At 33.9% G+C, this 23,332-nt stretch carries 19 protein-coding genes and 2 pseudogenes; 4 read left to right on the top strand and 17 right to left on the bottom strand.

Annotation, left to right across the window (positions count from 1 at the left end; genetic code table 11):
* Positions 1 to 104: 104 nt before the first annotated feature.
* Positions 105 to 1,460 (bottom strand): hemolysin family protein, encoded by a 1,356-nt coding sequence (locus tag RTP99_RS04495; RefSeq protein WP_002163665.1) that lies wholly within the window; start codon positions 1,458 to 1,460, stop codon positions 105 to 107.
* A 353-nt stretch (positions 1,461 to 1,813) separates the two neighbouring features.
* Here RTP99_RS04495 and racA point away from each other — a divergent pair, with 353 nt between their 5' ends.
* A complete protein-coding gene (racA, locus tag RTP99_RS04490) occupies positions 1,814 to 2,356 on the top strand; it encodes a chromosome-anchoring protein RacA (protein ID WP_000456007.1) in 543 nt (180 codons plus the stop codon).
* 95 nt (positions 2,357 to 2,451) lie between these two features.
* Here racA and RTP99_RS04485 read toward each other — a convergent pair whose 3' ends face one another.
* From RTP99_RS04485 to RTP99_RS04430, 12 genes are all read right to left on the bottom strand, one after another.
* The gene (locus RTP99_RS04485; RefSeq protein ID WP_000487803.1) at positions 2,452 to 3,048 is read right to left on the bottom strand and encodes a hypothetical protein; all 597 of its coding nucleotides are present in this window, start codon (positions 3,046 to 3,048) and stop codon (positions 2,452 to 2,454) included.
* Positions 3,049 to 3,323: 275 nt separating this feature from the next.
* Complete coding sequence (locus RTP99_RS04480) at positions 3,324 to 5,174, bottom strand: hypothetical protein (RefSeq protein ID WP_001178631.1); 1,851 nt, start codon at positions 5,172 to 5,174, stop codon at positions 3,324 to 3,326.
* Positions 5,164 to 6,984 carry an AAA family ATPase gene (locus tag RTP99_RS04475; RefSeq protein WP_046646912.1) on the bottom strand — a complete coding sequence of 607 codons (1,821 nt, stop codon included), beginning with the start codon at positions 6,982 to 6,984 and terminating at the stop codon, positions 5,164 to 5,166. Before RTP99_RS04475 ends, RTP99_RS04480 begins: the two co-directional genes overlap by 11 nt.
* A 106-nt stretch (positions 6,985 to 7,090) precedes the next feature.
* On the bottom strand, positions 7,091 to 7,351 hold the full coding sequence (locus tag RTP99_RS04470; protein WP_000391444.1) for a hypothetical protein: 261 nt from the start codon (positions 7,349 to 7,351) through the stop codon (positions 7,091 to 7,093).
* 75 nt (positions 7,352 to 7,426) lie between these two features.
* On the bottom strand, positions 7,427 to 8,854 hold the full coding sequence (gene arcD, locus RTP99_RS04465; protein ID WP_046646911.1) for an arginine-ornithine antiporter: 1,428 nt from the start codon (positions 8,852 to 8,854) through the stop codon (positions 7,427 to 7,429).
* Between the two features lie 213 nt (positions 8,855 to 9,067).
* Complete coding sequence (locus tag RTP99_RS04460) at positions 9,068 to 10,579, bottom strand: ABC transporter permease/substrate-binding protein (protein ID WP_000129134.1); 1,512 nt, start codon at positions 10,577 to 10,579, stop codon at positions 9,068 to 9,070.
* Positions 10,580 to 10,582: 3 nt separating this feature from the next.
* Entirely contained in the window at positions 10,583 to 11,530 is a 948-nt protein-coding gene (locus RTP99_RS04455) for an ABC transporter ATP-binding protein (RefSeq protein WP_000614103.1), read from the bottom strand.
* 102 nt (positions 11,531 to 11,632) lie between these two features.
* On the bottom strand, positions 11,633 to 12,190 hold the full coding sequence (locus RTP99_RS04450) for a YdcF family protein (protein ID WP_001045793.1): 558 nt from the start codon (positions 12,188 to 12,190) through the stop codon (positions 11,633 to 11,635).
* 64 nt (positions 12,191 to 12,254) lie between these two features.
* Entirely contained in the window at positions 12,255 to 13,484 is a 1,230-nt protein-coding gene (locus tag RTP99_RS04445; protein ID WP_000097176.1) for an MFS transporter, read from the bottom strand.
* A gap of 1 nt (position 13,485) precedes the next feature.
* Complete coding sequence (locus RTP99_RS04440; RefSeq protein WP_014893779.1) at positions 13,486 to 14,022, bottom strand: NADPH-dependent FMN reductase; 537 nt, start codon at positions 14,020 to 14,022, stop codon at positions 13,486 to 13,488.
* 145 nt (positions 14,023 to 14,167) lie between these two features.
* Positions 14,168 to 15,322 (bottom strand): CgeB family protein, encoded by a 1,155-nt coding sequence (locus tag RTP99_RS04435; RefSeq protein WP_041184531.1) that lies wholly within the window; start codon positions 15,320 to 15,322, stop codon positions 14,168 to 14,170.
* Between the two features lie 34 nt (positions 15,323 to 15,356).
* Positions 15,357 to 16,577, bottom strand: a complete 1,221-nt coding sequence (locus tag RTP99_RS04430; protein ID WP_000526228.1) for a tetratricopeptide repeat-containing glycosyltransferase — start codon at positions 16,575 to 16,577, stop codon at positions 15,357 to 15,359.
* A gap of 139 nt (positions 16,578 to 16,716) precedes the next feature.
* Between RTP99_RS04430 and RTP99_RS04425 the strand changes: the two are divergent.
* A pseudogene (locus RTP99_RS04425) lies at positions 16,717 to 17,480 on the top strand (DUF2711 family protein).
* Between the two features lie 73 nt (positions 17,481 to 17,553).
* Here the strand turns inward: RTP99_RS04425 and gnd are convergent.
* The 4 genes from gnd to RTP99_RS04405 all read right to left on the bottom strand — a co-directional run bounded on the left by gnd (position 17,554) and on the right by RTP99_RS04405 (position 22,212).
* Positions 17,554 to 18,450: a phosphogluconate dehydrogenase (NAD(+)-dependent, decarboxylating) gene (gnd, locus tag RTP99_RS04420; RefSeq protein ID WP_000765993.1), complete on the bottom strand. Its 897-nt coding sequence runs from the start codon at positions 18,448 to 18,450 to the stop codon at positions 17,554 to 17,556.
* An 18-nt stretch (positions 18,451 to 18,468) separates the two neighbouring features.
* Complete coding sequence (locus tag RTP99_RS04415; RefSeq protein WP_046646910.1) at positions 18,469 to 19,818, bottom strand: GntP family permease; 1,350 nt, start codon at positions 19,816 to 19,818, stop codon at positions 18,469 to 18,471.
* 14 nt (positions 19,819 to 19,832) lie between these two features.
* Positions 19,833 to 21,371, bottom strand: a complete 1,539-nt coding sequence (gene gntK, locus RTP99_RS04410) for a gluconokinase (RefSeq protein ID WP_000450016.1) — start codon at positions 21,369 to 21,371, stop codon at positions 19,833 to 19,835.
* Between the two features lie 403 nt (positions 21,372 to 21,774).
* Complete coding sequence (locus RTP99_RS04405) at positions 21,775 to 22,212, bottom strand: Lrp/AsnC family transcriptional regulator (protein WP_000372082.1); 438 nt, start codon at positions 22,210 to 22,212, stop codon at positions 21,775 to 21,777.
* Positions 22,213 to 22,354: 142 nt separating this feature from the next.
* Between RTP99_RS04405 and RTP99_RS04400 the strand changes: the two genes are divergently transcribed.
* Together RTP99_RS04400 and RTP99_RS04395 are read left to right on the top strand one after the other, a co-directional pair.
* The gene (locus RTP99_RS04400; RefSeq protein WP_000722331.1) at positions 22,355 to 22,936 is read left to right on the top strand and encodes a DJ-1/PfpI family protein; all 582 of its coding nucleotides are present in this window, start codon (positions 22,355 to 22,357) and stop codon (positions 22,934 to 22,936) included.
* 122 nt (positions 22,937 to 23,058) lie between these two features.
* Positions 23,059 to 23,300 (top strand): annotated as a pseudogene (locus RTP99_RS04395) (LysE family translocator); the annotation flags it as partial.
* Positions 23,301 to 23,332: the final 32 nt, after the last annotated feature.

Here is a 23,332-nt window from a genome sequence, read left to right as displayed (position 1 = left end):
CAACAATACTTCACCTAGTGAAAGGTCTGACTTATGTCATTGTAACATAGCCCTTATTCTGCAAAAAACATTATGCTCAAAAAAACTCTGCCATCTAGCAGAGTCTACGAACTAATTTGTTCTTGCAATGAAATTTGTTTTTCATCTTCTAAAATAACAATTGATTCTACAGTTTTTGTAACTTCTAGTCTCTTTATATAGTGTCCATCTAATTCTTTTACGCAAAACTTATAATTTTCGATTTCAATGAAATCCTCTTCAGCAATTTCTATATTCTTCGTTAAAATCCATCCACCTATTGTGTCAACACCATTATCATCAATCGTTAAACCTAATAACGTATTTACTTCACTAACAAGTACTTTTCCCTCTAGTATTGTTTTCGTTTCACTAACTTGTTGGATTTCTGGCTGTTCATCTGTATCAAACTCATCTTGAATATCTCCAACTATTTCTTCTAAAATATCTTCAACAGTAACAAGTCCAGACGTACCACCATATTCATCTATCAATATAGCAATATGTGTTCTTTCTTTTTGCATTTTTAAAAATAAGTCGTGTATTGGGATGGAGTCGATAACTAAAATAATCGGCCTAATATATTGCTCTACTTTCTTATTACTAACCGCATTATGCTGCACAAAATCTGTGAAAATATCTTTAAAATTCACAAAGCCTATTACGTGATCTTTGTCGCCATCAACAACTGGATATCTCGTATATTTTTCCCGAGACATTTTTTGCAACGCTTCTTCAGCAGGCATTTCTTTACTTATAATATGCATCTCAGTTCGGGGTACCATTATCTCTTTTGCTATACGATCATCAAATTCAAAGATTTTATTTACATATTTATATTCAGACTGATTAATCTCTCCGTTTTTGTAACTTTCTGAAACTAATAACCGTAATTCTTCTTCTGAATGAACTTCATCGTGCCCTTTCGGTGGTTTCAGCCCTAGCAACTTCGTAATTATTCGGGCTGATCCATTTAATAGCCAAATAAAAGGAAACGCCATACGATAAAAGAAAGTTAACGGTTTAGCAACAAATAAACTCACCTGTTCAGCTTTTTGAATCGCAAATGTTTTTGGAGCCAATTCCCCTATTACAACATGTAAAAATGTAATAAACAAAAACACTAAAATTACAGCAAAAATATCTGCTAGTTGAGTAGAAATGTTCAAATTCACAAAAAATGTGTCAAACATTTGCTTTAACGCAGGTTTACCGAACCACCCAATTCCCAGTGCTGTAACTGTTATTCCTAGCTGACAAGCAGATAAATATTCGTCTAAGTTTGTAATGACTGTTTTGACAGATGTTGCGCGATTATTTCCTTCTGCAATTAAATAGTCAATTCTTGAACTTCGCACTTTAACAATTGCAAATTCTGCTGCAACGAAAAATGCCGTTAAGGCAATTAAAACAATCACTATACTTATACTATATATGTCCAAATACTTTTCCTTACTTACATTGTAAGCAAGGAAGCCACCTCCTACTTAATTTTATTCAAGTGAAGTAAGCATTCTAATACTCTAACAAAATTCTACATTAGCAACCACCTTTTTATATATTATATGCATACATAAAAAAGATATTTATCATTATGATAATCTAATTAATTTCCCTCAGTCAAATGATTCTAAATTTTAAGATAAAAACTTTTATATTCACGATATATTCTTCCTAACTTCATTTCGTGAAAAAACACTTTCTTTGCCGATTCCACACTTCTTTTGTCACACTGGAAGGGAACTTACTTCATAGATCGAAATCATTCAACAGGATATATATAGGAGGGATTATTTTGGAATATAAAACACCATTTATCGCAAAAAAATTAGGTGTTAGCCCAAAGGCTGTTGTCCGGATTGCACAACAATTAAATCTTACTATAGAAAAAAATAAATATGGTCACTTTATTTTTACACAAGATGATTTAGACCAAATGTTAGAATACCATCTTTCACAAATAGAGAAGTCCCAAAACACTCACCCTACTCAAAAAACATCATCAAATGATGTTGAAGAATTGAAAACTCAAGTAAATACAATTGTTCAAAACATATCATCACATGATTTTGAGCAATTAACCGCTCAATTAAACACAATTACGAGAAGACTAGATCGAATGGAAGAACAAATGCAAGATAAGGCAAATGATGTTGTTACGTACCAACTTTTACAACATCGCCGTGAAATGGAGGAAATGTTAGAGCGAATTCAAAAACTAGAAGCTACCCTCAAGAAAGAAGAACCAATCTATATTACTCCCGATACAAAGCCAATATATGAACGTGAAAAGAAACCGAAGCGCCGTAAAATGATTTTTAGTATATTTGGATTATAATTTTTAGACCCTTATTAAAATAATAAGGGTCTTTTTCATGAAGAATGATTTCATTTTAAAATCGCATTCTCTTTATTATACATATTCATTTCGTTTTATTTGGTTAACATAATATTCTTACTGTATTCTGCGATTAATGCCTGTGCATGGGCATTTCCTTGAATTACATCTCGAAATTCTTTTAAAGAATACAAATGCGTAGCCCCTTTTCGGGCATGAATTCGTACTGGTACACCTTGTAAAGTATCATGAAATTGAAATGGCTTATCTATCGGTTCAATTGGGAAACCGAGTGTTAATAAATACATATACATTCTTTTTGTAACCGCTGCAATATACCATTCTGCTTTTGTTTCTAATGCATGCATAAATAAAATAGCTGTTAGTCTTTTGAAGTGTCCTCTCCCACGGGACGTTTTCGCGATACTTAACTTGCCTATTTCATATACATTTTGCAAATCTTTCACTAAATCATTTTTAGAAAACGGATAGAAAAACTCAGAATTTGATTGTTCTGGTACCGTATACTTAATACATTCTACTGTACCGATATGATGTTCATCTTCTATTAATAAAAATCGTGATGGATTTAAATTACGTTCTACGAACATTAAGTTTCTTTCTTCACAAAAATCTCCCCATAGTTGCTCGAACCAAAAATGTTCTTCCTTTGTTTGAACACGCTGGAACATATTTCCCCGCCTTTCCCATCGCCGCTCTGTTTTTGATAACGCTTTCACTATCTATCATATAAGAACAAATCTTCGTATGCAACTAAAAACATTTACGCCTTATTATATTCTGCAAAATAAATTAAATTCCATCATATTCGCCTTTTATCCCTCATGTACCATTCTTCTCAAAATATATTTCTATCACTTGCAAATTCATATCATATGAAGCTGTCTCCCATACTGCATATAATTCTTCTTAATCTAAAAAAATCCTTTATAAAAAAGGATTTCTTTTACTTCTTCATGCTTTTTAACCACTTCTCAAAAATTTGTACCATTCCATGTTTTCCCGCTAATTTCTCTTCTCCTTGTTTCGTTTTATATGGATATAATTGCAAGAAAACACCGCATCCAGACTCAATTTTTTTACTATGCATATGACTTCCTGGGTATACACAAATGACTTCATAAATGGCCCTTCGATGATAGATTCGCTTTCCATCCTGTTCTTCTACAAATTTTATAGACCAGTACTTATACATTTGCTCAGTTGCTTTCGTATTCCCAACGTGCTGAAAAATATTGTACATTGGGCTATACTTCACTTCAATAATAATAGAAGATTGATATACGTATTTCTCTTCCTCCTTTACATAACAGTCTAATCGAATATCTGGCTTCTTCGTGTCTTCTCCATTATAAAAATTACTCCCTTTACTTAATGCAATAAGAGGATGTGTTTCAATTAAATCATTAAATGCGACATGGACTTTCATATCATCTCGATGTAAAACTACTGTCGTTCCATCTTGTAATCCATCTACATAAAAATGTTCTTGTATTTGTTCACTAATGGAATTTCTAGCTTCAAAACCAATTTGCTCTAACATGGAAATAACGATAAAGAAAGCGTAATATTCATACACTAAAAAAGTTGGTTTATAAACAAATAATAAAGATGGAGATTGATCTGTATATTGTGGAAGTAAATCTAAATGCTGTAGTAATTGTTGATGTGGTATCGGTAAATTATGTGAGTTCATCTTACCCGTTTCAGAAACTTCTCTCCAAAATGGAGAATACATTAAAGTTTGAAAGTATTGTACACTATCATGTACAAAATGCGCTAAAATTTTATATTCTTGTATCTTCATAGAACTTTTTCGTAAATCCGCCTCTTTTAGTAAATGTATATTTTTATATTTTTGTTTCTCTCTATCGGTCACTGATCCATTACGCTCAATTGTTTGTATAATCGTTTTTACAGCTTGAAATTCTTCTGATTTCTTCTTTTTTTCTCTTTCTAATATTTCAATTGTTTGACGCAAAAAATTTTCCGCTTCAAGTAAATAAAGATAAAATTGCATCGCTTTAAATTTAAGAAATGCATTTTCCATACTATTTTTTTGTTCGATAAACTTACGATTATAATATTTTGCATACGGTTTTCTTTCCGCCACTACCGCTCCTTTCCTCGTTGCTTTCCGCTCCTTTTCTTCCCATTTATATTCATGTATAAATTTTGAACTCGATTCTATTTTCTTAAAAATTTGCTTTATCTTTTTCATTTTTTGCGGCAACTTTCTAAGTAACACTAAATAAGAAGAATCTTCAATATCGCTAAGTGCAGAGAAAGTCTTTTTATAATAACCTCTATCTAAAATCAACTCATTTAAAATCGACTTCACATAGTTTTGAATCATTTCAAATTGATCATCAAAAAAATTTTTGGGGACGACTTGAAAAGCGCCATAATACGTTCGATCTTCTATATTCACTTCAAAATGATATAAACCACAACGCCATGGATAAAAGAATTCCGTTTTTCCATGTTCATATATTAATACCTTTTGTTTTTGGTCATTTATTTCATATTTTGTCTCTTTTATATTCTTCTGTCCCTCATAGACTTTATTCCATATAAAAGTAATATTCATTGGATTTTCATAATGGTATTGCAATCTAATTGGTTTTAATTCTTGCACTTTATAAATACATTGAGCTAATGCTGTTGCAGAGGTACAAAGACGATTTAATAAAATATATTCTCCTTTTGACTCCGTTCCAATAATTAACTTTAATACAAAAGGAAGCGTTTCTTTCGTATCAACGATTTCTGTTTCGTATCGTCCATCATTTTGCATAACCATACAACTCCAGTTCTCTACGCTTTTCTCTTATATATGCTAAAGAGTGTTCAAATGTAGATACTCTGTTTGCAAGTGGAGATTGCAAAAGAGGTACTAATGTTGCCCCCCTTTTTACTTCCTCTGAAAGTAAAGACCCAACCATCATTTCAGTCCCTCTTATTTTCGTCAATACACGTTGCTTTATTTGTAAATCAAATCCTTCCTCTCTACTAATCATATAAGAATGATTATTTTGGAACGGTATATTTTGCAAATAAGTAGCAATTGCATTTGCACATCGAAAAGAAATTCCCTTTGACGTATCGTGTGATGACAATACACCATGTAACTTATCTAATAGCTCTAACTCTTCTTCAGAAAACACCTCAATCATCGTTTTATTCCTGACCCAATTTATGCGAAATTCTCCTGCAGTTACTTTCAGAGGTGGTTGTAATACAACTTTCTCTTGCTCCATACACATCTCACAAAACGGAATCTTTCGTAAATTTATTACATTCGTCCGATCTAATAATCGATCTGAGAGCTCCTTCGTCGTTTCATCAAAATTCACAGTACCAACAAATATAATATTTTCTCCAATTTCAATTGTTGGCGGAATTGGATTTTCTTTTTCTTGCACACCTTCATATAAATTTAAAATACGATTTTGCTTTTCAAGTTGAAGAACAGATAGAAATGGAGTAAACCAATGCTCAATATGTGACATATTCATTTCATCAAAAACGATTATATACAGCTGATTTTGATTTTCTTTTGCCTTCATTAACGCCCTAACTAATTTTGTTTCACTTTCAATAAAAGTACCATTTGGGTGAAGGTAACCAAGTAAATCATGTGGTTCTTGATATGATGGTGAAATCGGGATCCAAACCAATTCTTCCCCGTATTGTAATCCAAGTGCTTCTGCATAAGCTTGCACAAAACGGGATTTTCCAGCGCCTGGTATACCACCCAGAATCGTCAACATATTTGTTTTTGTACTTATATGAAAGTTATAAATATCTGTTTCATCCAAATATAGCCCTTTATTACGTACAAAACTTTTCACATACTGTAAAAAGACGGATTCACGCTCATCCCATTCCCATTCATCCTTTTGCACTTTTATTTCCTCTACCTCTACAAGCTTACCTTCTTCAGTTATTCGTTTTTTTAATTGCTCATACACATGATTGCTTACAAAATATAATTGATCTTCTACCGCTATTTCTACATACTTCATCCAGTCATTAAGTTCTATATACTTACATTCCCGCTGCTGTTCAAAATATGCGATTGAACTAATTGACGATGACTTTAAAGATATATTTCCATATAACCTTCCCTCATGCCACAATAACTCAGGAGGCTCAAAGTCTTTCGGATATTTTGGCATTAGAAATGACAAATAACCATTACTAAGTTTTCTTTCTAAAGACTCTCCCTTTTTATAATCGGAAACTTTAGGTACTGGAATCATTTTATAACCGTTTGCTATTTCTCGCGCTTCTTCTGTACAAATTAACTCCACGTATATATGTCCTCTTTCATAATAGAGACGAAACATAATCAATTGCTTTTCTAGTTTTCTTTTCTTTAATTCCGAAAAGACTTTTTCATTCTTTTTATTGCTACATAAACCTTCAAATACATATGGTTCATTTTTCAATTGCTCTTGCAATGTGAATGGTATTGGCGATAGGCATTGTACAAAGAAATTCTCTCCACTCTTCTCACTCTCTGCTTTTGTAAACTTCCCAATAAACCTCATATAGTACATTCGTTTTATAAAACTTGGCTGAAGAGCTTTATGTAATTTCACCTTCGTCACCTTCTTTTTTTCATACTATTCTTAGTGTATGAAAGAAACGCAAAACTAGAAACAAAAAACCTGACGTTATCCGCCAGGTTCAAAATGAAATCGTATATTAATGAGATGGAAATGCGTTTTTCTCTTGTAAGATGGCATTATGAGCAATTTTCATTTTAGCAAGTACATATCGTAAACGATCTTCAGCGTTTTCATCTTTATGTTGCTGTAATTCCGCCAAATTCTCTACCGCACTCGCTAAATTTTCAATCACTCCTCGCAGTTCAGGATGATGATTAAAAAAAGATTCTTGCACTAATACTTTCCTTACTTCACTCGCTAAATCAACAATTCTGTTCAACTGTTCTTTTTCTTCCATTTTCATCCCTCCTGAATATCTTATGTATTAAATATTCTATAGACAAAGAAAAAGCCCTTTAAATGAAAAGGACTTTTACATTTTTATATTTCCAGTCAATAACATATAAAGAGATGTAACAGCTGCTACGACAATTGCACACATTACATATCTCTCTATACGAGTAAAACAACGATTTCCTTTTTCTTTTCTTGCATACACATAAACAATGATCCCAATCCCGTATACGATTGAAACGAGCAATAAATTCTTCAAACCAGCTGCATAAATAAGCCATATAGAGTAAAGTGAAGCAATTAAAGCTAGCGAACCATTTTTCACTTTTGCATCTTTTAGTTCATTTGTAATTACTAATTTGAATTGGAATAACGCTGATAATAAATATGGTACTAAAATTGATGTTGACGCTATGAAATACATAATTTGATATGTTGACTCTGAAAACAGAACGATTATAAATATAACTTGGGCAACGCCATTTGAGATCCATAATGCCATATGCGGCGTTTGTTTTTTATTTGTTTTCGTAAAGACTTTCGGAAACACGCCATCTTTTCCTGCTACATGGGAAATTTCAGAAACAAGTAAAAACCAACCTATTAATGTACCTACAAGTGAAGCAACTAACCCGATGTTAATCGCTACTGCGCCCCACGTCCCAACAACATGTTCTAATACATGTCCCATTGACGGCGTTTCTAAAACAGAAAGCTCTCCTCTTGTCATCGCTCCCATTGACAAGACAGAAATTAAAATATAAATAGACATTACTAAAATAAGTCCTAATACTGTCGCTTTACCGACGTCTCGACTATTTTTCGCTCTTCCAGATAATACTACCGCTCCTTCAACCCCGATGAAAACCCAAAGAGTTACAAGCATTGTATTCTTCACTTGACCAAGTATAGAGGAAACTGAAATAGTTCCTTCTCCCCAAAAATCATGTGTAAATGTATCCCAGCGAAACGCTGTTACCATTACAACAATAAATAATACGATTGGTACCAATTTCCCTATTGTTGCAATCACATTCATAATAGATGCTTCACGAATTCCAAATAAAATTAGAAAATGAAGTGTCCATAATAAAAGTGATGCTCCTACGATAGACGCAACACTATTTCCACCTTTAAAAATTGGGAAGAAATAGCCTAATGTACTAAACAGTAACATGATTGTTGCAACGTTTCCTAAAATTCCTGCTAGCCAGTATCCCCAAGCACTGTTAAATCCAATATATTCACCGAAACCAGCACGTGCATAACTATAAATTCCGCCCTCAAGCTCTGGTTTTTTTCTTGCTAACGTTTGATATACGAGCGCGAGTGGAATCATTCCCATCGCTGTAATACACCAGCCAATTATTATAGAGCCACTATTTGCTCCTACTGCTAAATCATGCGGTAAACTAAAAACACCGCCACCAACCATTGTTCCAACTACTAATGCAATTAATGGAAAAAAACCTAACTTCTTTTCTATTTGTACCACCCCATCTGTCATTCTAGGTGTTATGTTCGTTCAACTATTAAAGTCACCTTTTTCTCTAATAGACGCTTCTCTTATATTTTTTCAGGAAAACATTACTTATTCTAAAAGAAAATGAAGAAAAATGGAATACTTTTTTGAAAAAATGTATAAGTATGCACAAAAAAACCGTTCATTTTGTAATGAACGGTCATTTCATACATATAAATTTGTATATTTCTTGTAAATTTAACGAAGTAAGTTCTCTTTTTGTAAAAATTGTTTCGCTACTTCTTCACTACTTTTACCATTTACATTTACTTCATAATTCATTTTTCGCATTTCTTCATCTGTAATCTTTCCAGATAATTTATTTAATACTTTTTCAAGTTCAGGATATTTTTGTAACGTCTCTTTTCTTAATAAAGGTGCACCTTGGTATGGTGGAAATAATCCTTTATCATCTTTTAGCACTTTAAGTCCATATTGTTCCAATTCACTATCTGTTGAGTATGCATCAATTACATTCACATCCCCTGATTGAATTGCACTGTAACGTAATTTTGGTTCCATCGTTTTCACATTTGAAAACTTATAGTTATATAATTTTCGCATTCCTTTATAACCATCTTCACGATCAGCAAATTCTAATGTGAATCCTACTTTCGCATTCTGTGCAATTTTTCCTAAATCAGAAATTGTACTTATATTATTTTGATCTGCTATTTTTTTCGGCATAGCTAGTGCATATGTATTGTTATACTCCATCGGCTTCAACATAACCATATTATATTTCTGTTCCATTCCAACGCGAGCCTGTTCATATACTTCATCCCGATTTGTACTTTTTGGCTCTTCTTTCACAAAAGTAGATAAAGCTGTTCCCGAAAACTCAGGGTATATATCTACTTCTCCTGATTTTAACGCTTCAAATACAAATGCTGTTTTTCCAAGACCTGGTTTTAATTGTACGTGTAAATCGGTATCTTGTTCGATAAGTTGCTTATACATTTGAATTAAAATTTCAGGTTCTGATCCAAGTTTGCCCGCAATAACAATATCTTTCTTTTCTGTATTCCAAAGAAATGGAGAAGCAACCATTATACAAACAATACATATCGTCAATATAACACGCTTAGACGAGCGTTTTGGCCTCTCAAGCACTCGAAGTACTACATCAAAGAATAAAGCGAGTAACGCGGCTGGTACGGCCCCTAAAATGATAAGTCCATGATCATTCCGATCGATACCGAGTAATATGAGTTTACCGAGCCCACCAGCACCTATAAGTGCTGCTAATGTAGCCGTTCCAACAATTAATACCATTGCCGTACGAATACCGGCCATAATAATTGGTAAAGCAAGAGGAAGCTCTACCTTCCACAGTCTTCTCCAGCTATTCATCCCCATAGCTTTCGCTGCTTCGATTAAAGATTCATCTAACTCCCGTATTCCTGTATATGTATTGCGTAAAATAGGTAATAGTGCATACACAACTAATGCAATAATGGCTGGCAGTTTTCCGATTCCTACTAACGGAATTAATAATCCGAGTAATGCAAGTGATGGCACCGTCTGCATAACTGCAGAAGTTCCTATAATAAACTCAGCCATTCGTTCTTTTCTCGTTAATAAAATGCCAAGCGGTACCGCAATAATTACTGCAAAAAATAATGAAATAAGCGATATTTGTAAATGCTCACTTAATGCAGTTAGTAATTCTATTTTTCGTTCTTGAAACGTTTGTATAAAATCAGTCACTGTTTAGCCTCTTTCCTTCATTTGTTCAACAATATAATTGACAATATGACGACTTGTTAAAGCTCCAACATATCGACCATTTTCTTCAACTAGAACGACTTCATCAGCTCGCAGGCGAACTAATGCTTCTTGTAAAGAAGAATGTAATGATAGTGCTTCCCCTTCTATCCGCATACTTTCATCAAGTGGCAATACATCTTCTATACTTTTCCCCTCATACCAAGGTCGCCCACGATTTCCAATGAACTCTTCTACAAATTCATTTTTTGGGTTATGTATAATTTCTTCTGGCGTATCTAATTGAACAATTTTTCCCTCTTTCATAATACAAATGCGATCTCCAAGTGATAATGCTTCTTGCATATCATGTGTTACGAATACAATTGTTTTTTGAATCTTCTTTTGCAATTGTACGATATCCTTCTGAAGCTGTTCTCTACTTAATGGATCTAGCGCACTAAATGGTTCATCCATAAGAACGATTTTCGGATTTGCGGCTAATGCCCGTACAACACCAATACGCTGCTTTTGCCCACCTGATAATTCATCAGGCATGCGATCGCGATATACGTCTGGATCTAGCCCGACCATCTGGAGCAACTCATCGACACGAGCTTTTATTTTTTCTTTGCTCCACTTTCTCATTTCAGGAACAACTGCAATATTTTCAGCAATTGTCATATGCGGAAACAAAGCGATTTGCTGCAACACGTACCCTATATCCCAGCGTAATTCATTAATATTGTATTCTTGAATATCTTTTCCATCGATTAAGATTGAGCCTTCTGTCGTTTCAATTAAACGATTAATCATTTTCATTGTCGTTGTTTTCCCACAACCACTCGGACCAATAAGGACAAAAAATTCTCCCTTTTTAATTTCTAAATGCAATGAATCCACTGCTTTTGTGCCACCTTCATATGATTTTGACACTTGATTAAACTGAATCACAAATACAACTCCTTTATCGTTGTTTCCTTTATTTTGATGGAATATGGAATTCATTTCAAATGATACGCATTATTCAACAAAAAAAGAGCTCACACTTGAGCTCTAACGGTCTAACAATATTGTTTTCATTATAGCGGCATATTCACGGACATACATTTTTCTCTTAGAGCGCATTGGCGTTTCAGCAGCTAGTGCCTCCATCCTCATGCCTAAACGCTTCGCAATTATTTTCGTTCTATATAAATGATACGTATTGCTTACAACTACCGCATGTTTCACATCATATAAATCTATACTAAACTTTAAATTCTCATACGTATTTGTAGATTGATCTTCTATTAAAATACGACTCTCATCTATACCATGTACCATTAAATAGTTCCTCATACTATGAGCTTCCGGTATATCTTCATCTTCTCCTTGACCACCTGAAACAATTACTTTCGCTTCAGGATGAGAAACTAAATATTCCAATGCTACATCCAAACGGTTTTGAAGAGATAAAGACGGTCTATCTCCAAATAACTTTGCACCTAATATAAGAACGTACGGAGAGTGATGGCTCAACTTTTCACGAGCAACTTTCTTCATTCGAAAGGTCATATAAAGAATGTATAGTGGTGGTAATAATAAGATTATAAGTAATATCCATTTGTTCATATATACGTTTGCACTCCCTTTCTTTTTAATTATATAGAAAAAGATAGGAAGGCAGAAGTATTTTTTATATGATTGATTTATTAGAAATGTTCGTTCTTACTTTACGTTGTGATAGTACATAATAAATAGCGATACCTAATGAGAAGATTAATATGCAGCTTAATACGTAAAACGGCAGCATTACCCCAGCTTTAGATACACCAGCTGTAAACAGCATTAATAATACAATTCTTATTCCTGTACCAATTAATCGAAATAAGCTGTCAACACGTCCCATTACTTCGTTTGGGATTTCCTCCATCATCAATACATTTCTCGCCACTCTTGTCCCCGCATTTCCAATCGCATGAAAAATCGCTAGTCCATATAACAACATTACGGAAGGTTCAATAATCATTGCGGTAATTGAAATTACATAAATGCACATCGTCATAACGATTGAAACTTCTGTTTTGACATATTTCATTATGAGTGGAATACAGATCCCTGCAACAACCGCTCCGACACCGTACATCATGCCCTCTATTGCGTATACAGAGGCATTAGCTTTGAGTATATCCGAAATATAAACCGGTATTAAATAATTTGCCATCATGACACCTATAAATGGCATATAAGTAGCAAGTAAGAACCAAAAGAGTTTAGGATATTTTTTCATAAAGTGAATTCCTTCGAACAATTGCTTCTTAAATGTTACTTTCCTTTTCACTTCCTTTTTCTTTACGTACGGTATACATAAGAAAAGGAAAAATGCACCTGCAAAAGTTAACATATCTACTAACAAGATCCATCTTAAAGAAATGATTTCAATAAGGAAGCTAGCAGCGGCTCCTGAAATAACTTGCGTTAACTGTCCTTGTATCTCCATTGTTCCGCTTAAATTTTTATAATGTTCTGCTTGAAATATCTCTTGGTTGAACGCAAATATTGTAGGATAAAATAATAAATAGTAAAATGACCCTGCTATATATATTAGAATATAATGAATAGAATGATAAGGTTGCCCAGCAAATCCCCATATAGCCATTATTCCGATTACGGCTATCCCAATACCTTCATTACATAATAATAAAGATTTTCTTGAAAAACGATCAATACTTTGCCCGATAAACGGAGTTAACAAAAACATAATCAGTGTTGAGATGATGGAAACATAACCAAACGTTGTCTCTCCTCCACTCTCTTTAATTAACAACCATGGAATCGTTATCATTACAATACCGGAACCAATAGCTGATAGACTATTGGCCCCTAGAATGAAATACAAGCGTGAATCTTTATAAAGAGATGACATATCACTCAACCCCTAGTTGCTTTTTCACCTCTTTATATACGCCCATATATGCTTTTAATTCTTTAACTAAATCATGAATTAATGGTTTTGCATCTTCACCCAGTTCACCGTCTTGTACATGAAGTCCATCAAGCACAACTTGTTTTGGGATGGCATTGGCGTATACCCCTCTAGCAACAGTACGCATACTATTTAATGCGTTAATTCCACCTTTACCGCCTCCTGCAACTGCAAGTAATGCGACAGGTTTATGAACAAATTCACTACTACTTAAGTAATCTAGCGAATTTTTCAACGCCCCACTCATTGCATTATGATATTCAGGTGTACATAGCACTACGCCGTCTGCATTTTTCACTAACGCCTTTAATTTTTTTACCGCTTCTAATTCACGTTGTGATTCTTCCCCATTATATAAAGGTAGTTCTTCTACTGCTAAATCGAATAACTCCCCTTCAAATTGGTCAGCAATATATTTTGCCACCACACGAGTTCTACCGAATTTTCTTGGTGTACCGTTAATAACAACTAGTTTCATCATCATTTCTCCCCTTTGTTTTCAAGTTATACTTATATATTATCAGAAATTTCTATACAAAACACAATATAAAGAGGGAACTAGCTTAATAAAATAGTATGATAGACGAAAAAAGAACTCATACGAAAGTATGAGTTTTTCACATTTACTTTTCTTTCTCTTTATTGCTCAGTATGCCATTGCTTCTTTTAGCTTCAAAATGGTTATACGCTTTTTCTGCTAATTTGATACGTTCTTCTGGCAATTCTACATATTTCATAATATTTTCTATTATTTTTTCATACGGAGTAAATACAATTCCCGGCCAATCTATTTCGTCCTCTGGGTTGCTATTTTCCGAAATAATAAATTTCTTATTTGCCACTGCATAAGAAACTCGAGGAGTTTCAAGAATACCAGATAAGTAAAAGTGGATATTTAATATAATTTTAGATCTGGCAATTAACTCATTTCTAACAATTCCCCACGCATTATTTTTAAAAACAATATTTAAATTCGGGGCAACGACTTTTAATTGATCCAATATAGCTTGCCGTCTTGGGTTAAGAGCACCTATAAACAGTATATCAATGTCTTCAGTTAATTCTTCATCAAATGCATCTTTTTTTATTTCTAAAGTTGGTGCATAGTTCATGCCTACATGTTTTATTTCTTTTCCTACTCCTCTTTGTTTTAACCATTCTATATTTTGTTTACTATAATCCCAAATTTCCTTATCTTTTAATAACATTAAATAAAGAGGATGCGCATAAGGGCTTCCTTCATATAGCTGTTCTAAATTATAAATAATTGCATTTTTCGGAAGGAGATGTGGGCTATGTGCATATGTATGCGCTCCAAAAACAATTGTATTCCCCACATTTTCGAGTATTGTTTCTGATATGATTGCTGTATTTCCCTCTTGCTCCAATCGCCATTTCAAAGCTCGCGCAACATCTATAAAACTACCATACGTCTTTGGGCATATAAACAAACAATAATCATATTCTTTATTCAAATAAGCTTCCATTAGCCTTAAATTATTCTTATATAAATCCACATCCGGATATTTCAGTAAAAGGTCCTTCGCATGTTTTTTTGCTACTTTATATAGTCCAGCATAATAAGCAGCAATGCACCTTCTTAATTCGATTCTTTGCTGATGTTCATCTGATACGTCCATGTTTAACAGAAGATTTGCGATACAATACGCTTTTAAATGATCACGATCATAATAATAATCTAGTAGTGGCAACAATTCTTCATACGTATTTCCATGCACAGATTCTCCTAGCTCTAGCGCCCATCGTATTAATTCCATTATTACTCCACTACTCCTTTAACCGAAATTGTATTCAATAAAATTTCGCATTACTTTCTACCATATTTGCTATATGCAACGGTAGCTCTTCTTTTTTCGATTCCAAAAATTTTTGTGATACTGCACCTAAATGTTTTTTATGTGGTATATAAAATGCACTTATAGAAATTTCATAGTCAAATAAGTAATCATACACATGATAATCTACAAATAGAAGATCATCTTTTGGAAAAGGAATTTCCTTCCCTTGCAGGGCATACATCAAAGCAATATTATTTTGAGATTTTAATCGATACATTCTTGCAAGTTGGTATAATGGCTCAGCCCGAGTTGGTCTATATTCCCACGCTTTTTGAAAATAAAAAATAGCTAGCGCTGAATATTGCTCTTCTTGCGTCTTAGCATTTTCCATTTCATCTGCTTCTGTTACTTCATGTTGTTTATTTGCTGCACGGTTTGCTAATTGTTCATAACAAAACCCTATTCGCAACAACGAATAGAACACCTCTTCAACCCATCCTCCTACTTCCACTCGTTTTTTATACCATTTAATCGAATCTTCAAATTGACTTAAATGAAAATAAGTTTGGGCTAAATAAAATAAATATCTTATATGCAAATCTGGCGTTGTTTCTGGATCACTCAACCCTTGTAACAACAGCCTCTCATCTCTTTCAAATTTATCCGCTTTACTCCCACCATCACCAGGGTCATTAACGACAAGCGTCTCCAGTCTAGCTACTCTCGTATTGTAATTCTCTCCAACTTTGGAACGATCTATATCCCAATACTCATGAGTAACACCGACAGATTTCCATGGTAAAGAAGCTTTTAACAGACGTGTAAGCCAATATTTAATATGAACATCATATTGCAATGTAAGATAATGATCTTCCGTTAAGCTCGTTTTATCGAAATTCGGATCAACCTCTAAAATCATATCCGCATCTAATATTAATAAATAATCTGCTTCTGGGTATGTTTTTTGCGCTAACGAAACAGCTAAGCTTCTGTTATAACCAAAGTTTTGAAACGGCTCATGATGAACCGTCCCAGGTATCTCATTTTCCTTACACCAATTTTCAATAATTTCAGGTGTATTATCCGTCGATCCAGTATCACAAATAGAAACAAAATCTACAATTGATTTCGTAGCATTTAAACATCTTTCCATAATCCTAGACTCGTTTTTAACAATCATACAAAGACATAACTTTTTTTCTTCCTTTACAGACTTCACTTGCTCATTTCCCATTTAACCACCTCATATTTTATTAACACGCTCTTTTCATATGTAACATCATTTCTTAGCTACACTGATGACATAACCATCCTTTTACTATTTATGAAAACTTCATTTTATTTATTCTTATTTTTATGTTGGGACATATTTCATGCAGCGCTTTATACTTGATACAATCAATACAAAAAACATAATGCGGGAATCCGTACATTTCAAAGTCTAAGAGGAGGTTTTATTTTGTTGGATTACATTTGGCTAGATGACAAATCACCCATTTTAGTACAACTACCAAGCAACTTTAAGTCTGCTGCTATATTACTTCATCCTTTTGTCCAAATGCCTTTAGGGTGGGAAAACTCAGTAAGAAAAAGACCTTACGAGCACATATATCCAAGTGCTGAAGAAATCATTCAAAATGGGAAATCCGTTTCTTGGAAGGAAATAATGTCTTATAGTGGACTAAATTCATACACAGAACTAGCAATAGCCATGTTAACTTCCAGTAATGCCTTTTCAGAAGAATATAAAAGAGATGACTTAGCTAAAAAGCTACATTCAAACTTTAAACAAGACCTTTATTATCCAACGGAAGATTATACATCTATATTTTTATTACAGAATTTACTAAAACTCCTTGGTTCGAAAGGTGCAAAAAATCTATATTTCTCTGAACCAATCTTTGCTACAAACAAATCATTACAGATACATGATACAACCCCTTTAAATATTTGGAACCTTTTCTGTAGTGAGTTCATTATTACTGATGAAAACATGGATTATGCATTCATGAGTATGTTTGATTCCTTTACAACTTTTTTATTAGCGAAAGACGAAAATATAGAACACATTGTTCAATCAATACATATTGAAGCCATCATATGTGATAAAAAAACAATGATTGATTGGTATTTATAAATTAGAGATTTCTTACACTATAAAAAAAAGAAACTTGCGCTTATGCACAAGTTTCTTTTCAAAAATCATCCTCTTATTTTTTCACAACCTCATGTCCACCGAACTGATTACGAAGGGCTGAAACTACTTTTCCGTGGAATGTATCATCTTCCTGAGAACGGTAACGCATAAATAATGACATTGCGATTACTGGTGCTGCAGCTTGCAGTTCAAGTGCAGTTTCAACAGTCCACTTTCCTTCTCCTGAAGAGTTCATTACACCTTTAATGCCATCTAGTTTCGGATCTTCTGCAAATGCTTTTTCAGTTAAGTCCATTAACCAACCACGGATAACTGATCCGTTCGCCCATACTTTTGCAACATCTTCATAATTGAAATCAAAATCACTTTTATCTAACACTTCAAATCCTTCAGCAATTGCTTGCATCATGCCGTACTCAATACCGTTATGAACCATTTTTAAGAAATGACCACTACCAACACGGCCAGCATAAGAATACCCATTCTCTACTGCTAAATCTTTAAATAAAGGTTCTAATTGATCGTAAATTTCTTTTTCTCCACCAACCATTAAGCAAGCACCGTATCTAGCTCCTTCTACACCTCCTGATGTACCGATATCTACGTAATGTAAACCAAAGCTTTTCGCTTCTTCAGCACGACGTAACGTATCTTTATAGAATGAATTCCCGCCTTCAATAACGATATCGCCTTCCTCTAATAATGGATATACATCTTTTAATACTGACTCAACAACTTCCCCCGCAGGTACCATTACCCAAATTGTACGAGGAGCTTCTAGTTCAGCGATCATTTCTTTTAATGTATGACGAGCAGTAATCCCTAAAGCCCCAGCCTTTTCAACAAGCTCTTTATTTACGTCATATACAACAACTTCATGTTTGTCTTCATATAAGTGTTCCGCTAATGGGAATCCCATTTTTCCTAATCCAATTAAACCTAGTTTCATATTAACCAATCTCCCATTCTATACAAATATATTTAATAACGAAATGAGTCCAAGTGCTACAACAGATAATATTGTCTCCATTGCCGTCCATGTTAATAATGTTTCTTTCACAGTCATCCCGAAATATTCTTTAATCATCCAAAATCCAGAATCATTTACATGTGATAAAATTAATGACCCTGCACCTGTTGAAAGTGCTAATAATTCTACATTTACACCTGGTGTACTTGCTGCAATCGGTGCAACAATACCAGCTGCTGTCATCATAGAAACAGTTGCCGATCCAGTTGCGATTCGGATTAGTGCCGCAATTCCCCACCCTAATAATATTGGTGAAATATGCGATTCTTTCGCCATATCTGCAATTGTCGTTCCAATTCCAGAATCTAATAATACTTTATTAAATGCTCCGCCTGCACCAATCACTAACAATATGTTTGCAATTGGCCCAAGGCAATCATTTGTAAATTGTAATACTTTATCTTTTGAGAAACCTTTTGCATATCCAAGACTAAAGAAAGAGTAAATGGTTGCAATTAATAAAGCGACAATCGGATCTCCAATAAAGTGTAATACTTGTGCTAGTTGACTCGTTTTATTTAATGCAACTTCCGCTATTGATGCACCAAGCATAAGAAATACTGGAAGTAAAATTGTAAACAATGTATTCCCAAAGCTAGGAAGCTCTTTTTTATTATCTTTTTCAACAAATTGCTCTGCTATCTCTAATGGTACTTCCTTATGTATACGAGCACCAATCCATTTTCCATAAAGTGGACCTGAAATAATTGCAGTTGGAAGTCCGACAATTAACGCATATAAAATTGTCTTCCCTACATCTGCTTTAAAAATACCTACCGCTGCCATCGCTGCTGGATGCGGTGGCACTAGTCCGTGTACAACGGATAATCCTGCTACTAGTGGAATACCGATTGTAATAAGTGATACCCCTGTTTCTAATGCAATTGTAAATACCAATGGAATTAGTAGTACAAATCCAACTTGGAAAAATACCGGAATCCCTACTAAAAATGCAACAAACATCATTGCCCAGTGAACACGTTTCTTCCCAAAACGATCAATTAATGTGTTAGCAATTCGTTCAGCACCGCCAGATTCGGCCATCATTTTTCCAAGCATCGTTCCTAATGCTAAAACTATCGCTAAAAACCCTAACGTATTACCAAGCCCTAGTTTAATAGAATCAATAATCCCTGGATCTTTTGGTGAAGTTCCAATCAATGGCATTCCCATTGCTAGCCCTACACCAATTGCTGTTAAAATTAACGCGACAAACGGATGCCATTTTACTACCGTAATAAGTAAAAGTAGTATGACAACTGCCGCTAGTACGATTCCAACTACCATTTCTCCCAATCCCCCTATTGTTTACGTTGGAAAGCAGCTATACAATCAAATTCTTCTTTCAAGCGATTATAAAGTCGTTCATACATATAAAACATTTCTAAATATATAGCCGTATTTTCTTTATTCGGTACATGGTGATGAACAATATCAATCCAATCCTTAACCTCTTCAAGAGAATCAATTTTTCCTACAGCATATAAAGCAACTGCCGCTGCCCCAAGCGCAGATGCTTCATGACTTTCAGGAACAAGCAATTCTTTTCCCATCATATCGGATAACATTTGTCTCCAAAATGCAGATTTCGCAAATCCTCCTGAAACGCGTATTTCAGTAAGTGGCCCTGTACAATCCCTGATTGCGAGTGCAACAGAATATACGCTCATACAAACCCCTTCCATGACTGCACGAATAAAATGTTCTCGTTTATGCTGAAGATTAATTCCGAAGAATGTACCACGAGCATTTGCATTCCAGTAAGGTGCACGTTCTCCAGATAAGAAAGGTAAAAATAGCAATCCACCTGCTCCAGCTGGTACACTTTCCGCATATTTAATTAATAAATCATACGGATCAATGCCAAGTTTTCTTGCAACTTCTTGTTCTGGGCTACCAAATTCATCACGTAACCATCTCAGTAATATGCCACCATTATTCGTTGGTCCGCCAATCACCCAGTGCTCGTCTGTTAATGCATAACAAAACGTTCTTCCTTTTTCATCTGTATTAACATTAGATGAAATTGTTCGAACTGCACCACTTGTTCCAATCGTAATTGCAGCTGATCCAGGCGATATGGCCCCAACGCCTACATTCGCAAGAACACCATCACTTGCACCAATAACAACTGGAGTATCTTCACGAATACCCATCTTTTGTGCTAATTCCGGTTTCATACCCGATAAAATATATGTAGTTGGTACTGGGGTTGATAATTGTTCTGAAGAAATATTTAACATTTCCAGCACATCAACATCCCAATTTAACGTTTTTAAATTGAATAACCCTGTAGCAGAAGCAATGGAATAATCAACTACGTAGCGTGAAAACAATTGGTAAATAACATACTCTTTAATAGAAATAAATTTATAAGCACTTTTATATAATTTTGGTTCCTCTTCTTTCATCCATAGTAATTTAGATAGTGGCGACATTGGATGAATTGGTGTGCCTGTACGTCTATAAATTTCATGTCCATTCATATGTTGTAATAATTTTTCCGCTTGTTTCGTACTACGATTATCTGCCCAAATGATAGAGCGCGTTAACGGCACACCCTTTTCATCTACTGCAATTAATGCGTGCATTGCTGTACTAATACCAATTGAAGAAATATCTTCTGGTAACACGTCACCTTTTTCTATGGCAACGCTTACAGTTTTATAAACAGCAGCACATATTACATCGGGATCTTGCTCAGCCCATCCGACGTTCGGTTGAATAATTGGATAATCTACTGCATGTGATGCAACGACTTTTCCTTTTTCTGTGAACACAACCGTTTTTGTACTTGTGGTACCGATATCAATCCCGATTACTCTCCCCCTTGTTTCCATGCGAATCTTCCCTTCGTTTCTAGCAAAATATAATCTAGTAAACCGTTTACATGAATTAGTATATAAAATATTTTTTCTTTAATCAAGTTTTAAAAAGAAAATTTTTTTCATAATAAAATATAATTCCCCTCATGACATTTCACTTACATACTAAAATTAAATTCCCCCGGCGGTAAAGTTACGTTATATTCGTTACACAACACGCTATTTTTCTTTCATTAACAACACATTCATACATAGTCCTTCCAAACTTTACTTTTTACTCATTTGCATGAAAAAGGTGTTGAAAAACAATATAAGAAAAATGATTAGAGACCCTTATTTTTTATACAAATCCGAAAAATAAGGGCTATTTTCAAAAAAACATTAAGGAAGTAATAGTTAATTGATTAGGCATGTATTTTTATTTTTCACTAATAAAGGGAGCGATTATCTTTTTTTCATGAGAAGATAATACAATATTTGTTGATGGCGTACCATATTGCATTGAATCATCAATAAATTGTTCTAAACTTTCTACAGAATCAGTTGCTAATTTGACAATATAGCTAATTTCCCCCGCTACTCTGTAACACTCAATTACATCCGGATGATTATAACAAAAGTTAGATAACGCTTTACAATTCGTTGATTTAAACAGAATAAGTGCCGAAATTGGGCGGTTAATTTTTTTTAGGGAAATATGTGCATGGTAACCTTCAATAATTTGTTGCGCCTCTAGCTTTCTTACTCGCTCAGTTACTGACGGAGAAGATAAGTGAACTACTTCAGCTAAATCCTTCATTGAAATTTTTGCATTTGACTGTAATAACCCTAAGATTTTTTTATCAATTTGATCCATAAAGTACCCAACCTTTTTTTATAAAATATAATAATCTAAATTCTTTACATAATAAAGCCAAACAATTAAATATCCTTATTTAACTTATTCATCAGCTTTTTATATCCATATAAAATAAGGATATTAGGAGGCGATTTACTATATGAAAAAGATTTTATTATTATTAGCTGACGGATTTGAAGCAGTAGAAGCTAGTGTATTTACAGACGTACTAGGTTGGAATAAGTGGGAGGGAGACGGGTCAACCGAGGTCATAACAGTTGGTCTTCGGGATAAATTAACTTGTACTTGGAATTTTACTATCATACCCGAAAAAACGGTTGATAATATTCAATTGGATGAGTTTGATGCACTAGCTATTCCAGGAGGGTTTGAAGAAGCTGGTTTTTATCGGGATGCATACAGTAAAGAATTCTTACATGTTATTCAACATTTTCATGTCAAACAGAAACCTATTGCAAGTATTTGTGTTGCATCATTAGCACTTGGTAAAAGCGGAATTCTTATAGGTAAAAAAGCTACCACATACAGTCATCCAACGAGTGAACGAAAAGAGCAGTTAAAGAATTTCGGTGCAAAAGTACAAAATGATTTAATTGTTCAAGATGGAAATATTATTACATCTTCAAATCCAGGTACAGCTTTTGATGTTGCATTTTTATTACTTGAAAAACTAACATCTAAACAGAACGCTAAACATGTAAAGGATCTTATGGGGTTTTAAGCAATGAACTTCAACAAAGAGATACTTTTGTAACTCGCTAGAAGTAATGTAAAGAATCACCACAATCTTGTTTTTTGTTGAAACAATTGAAAAGAATAGTAATTGAATAAAATAGAAGAATTTTTATGATTGCTCTATCACCGGCTAATATTGTATTTTGGATAGGGGTCTTCGGTCTGGTTCTAGTCTCTTCATTAGATAATGCAAGTACATCTACATTTATCATAATAGCTGTTGGTATCTTTTAGGCTTTGTTCATTTTACTAGAATTTTTCTAAATCCAATCTTAATTAAATGGATATCTAAATCAGCCGCAATAGTACTATTTGGATTTAGTGGTTATTTTGGTTACGAGTTTAGATAAAAGTATAACTCTTATAAACTTAAATATATTGA

The sequence above is a fragment of the Bacillus sp. (in: firmicutes) genome (assembly GCF_031983925.1).
Classification (GTDB): Bacteria; Bacillota; Bacilli; order Bacillales; family Bacillaceae_G; genus Bacillus_A; species Bacillus_A pacificus.
Note: the sequence above shows the minus strand (reverse complement) of the source record. Positions and strands in the feature narration are given on the sequence as shown.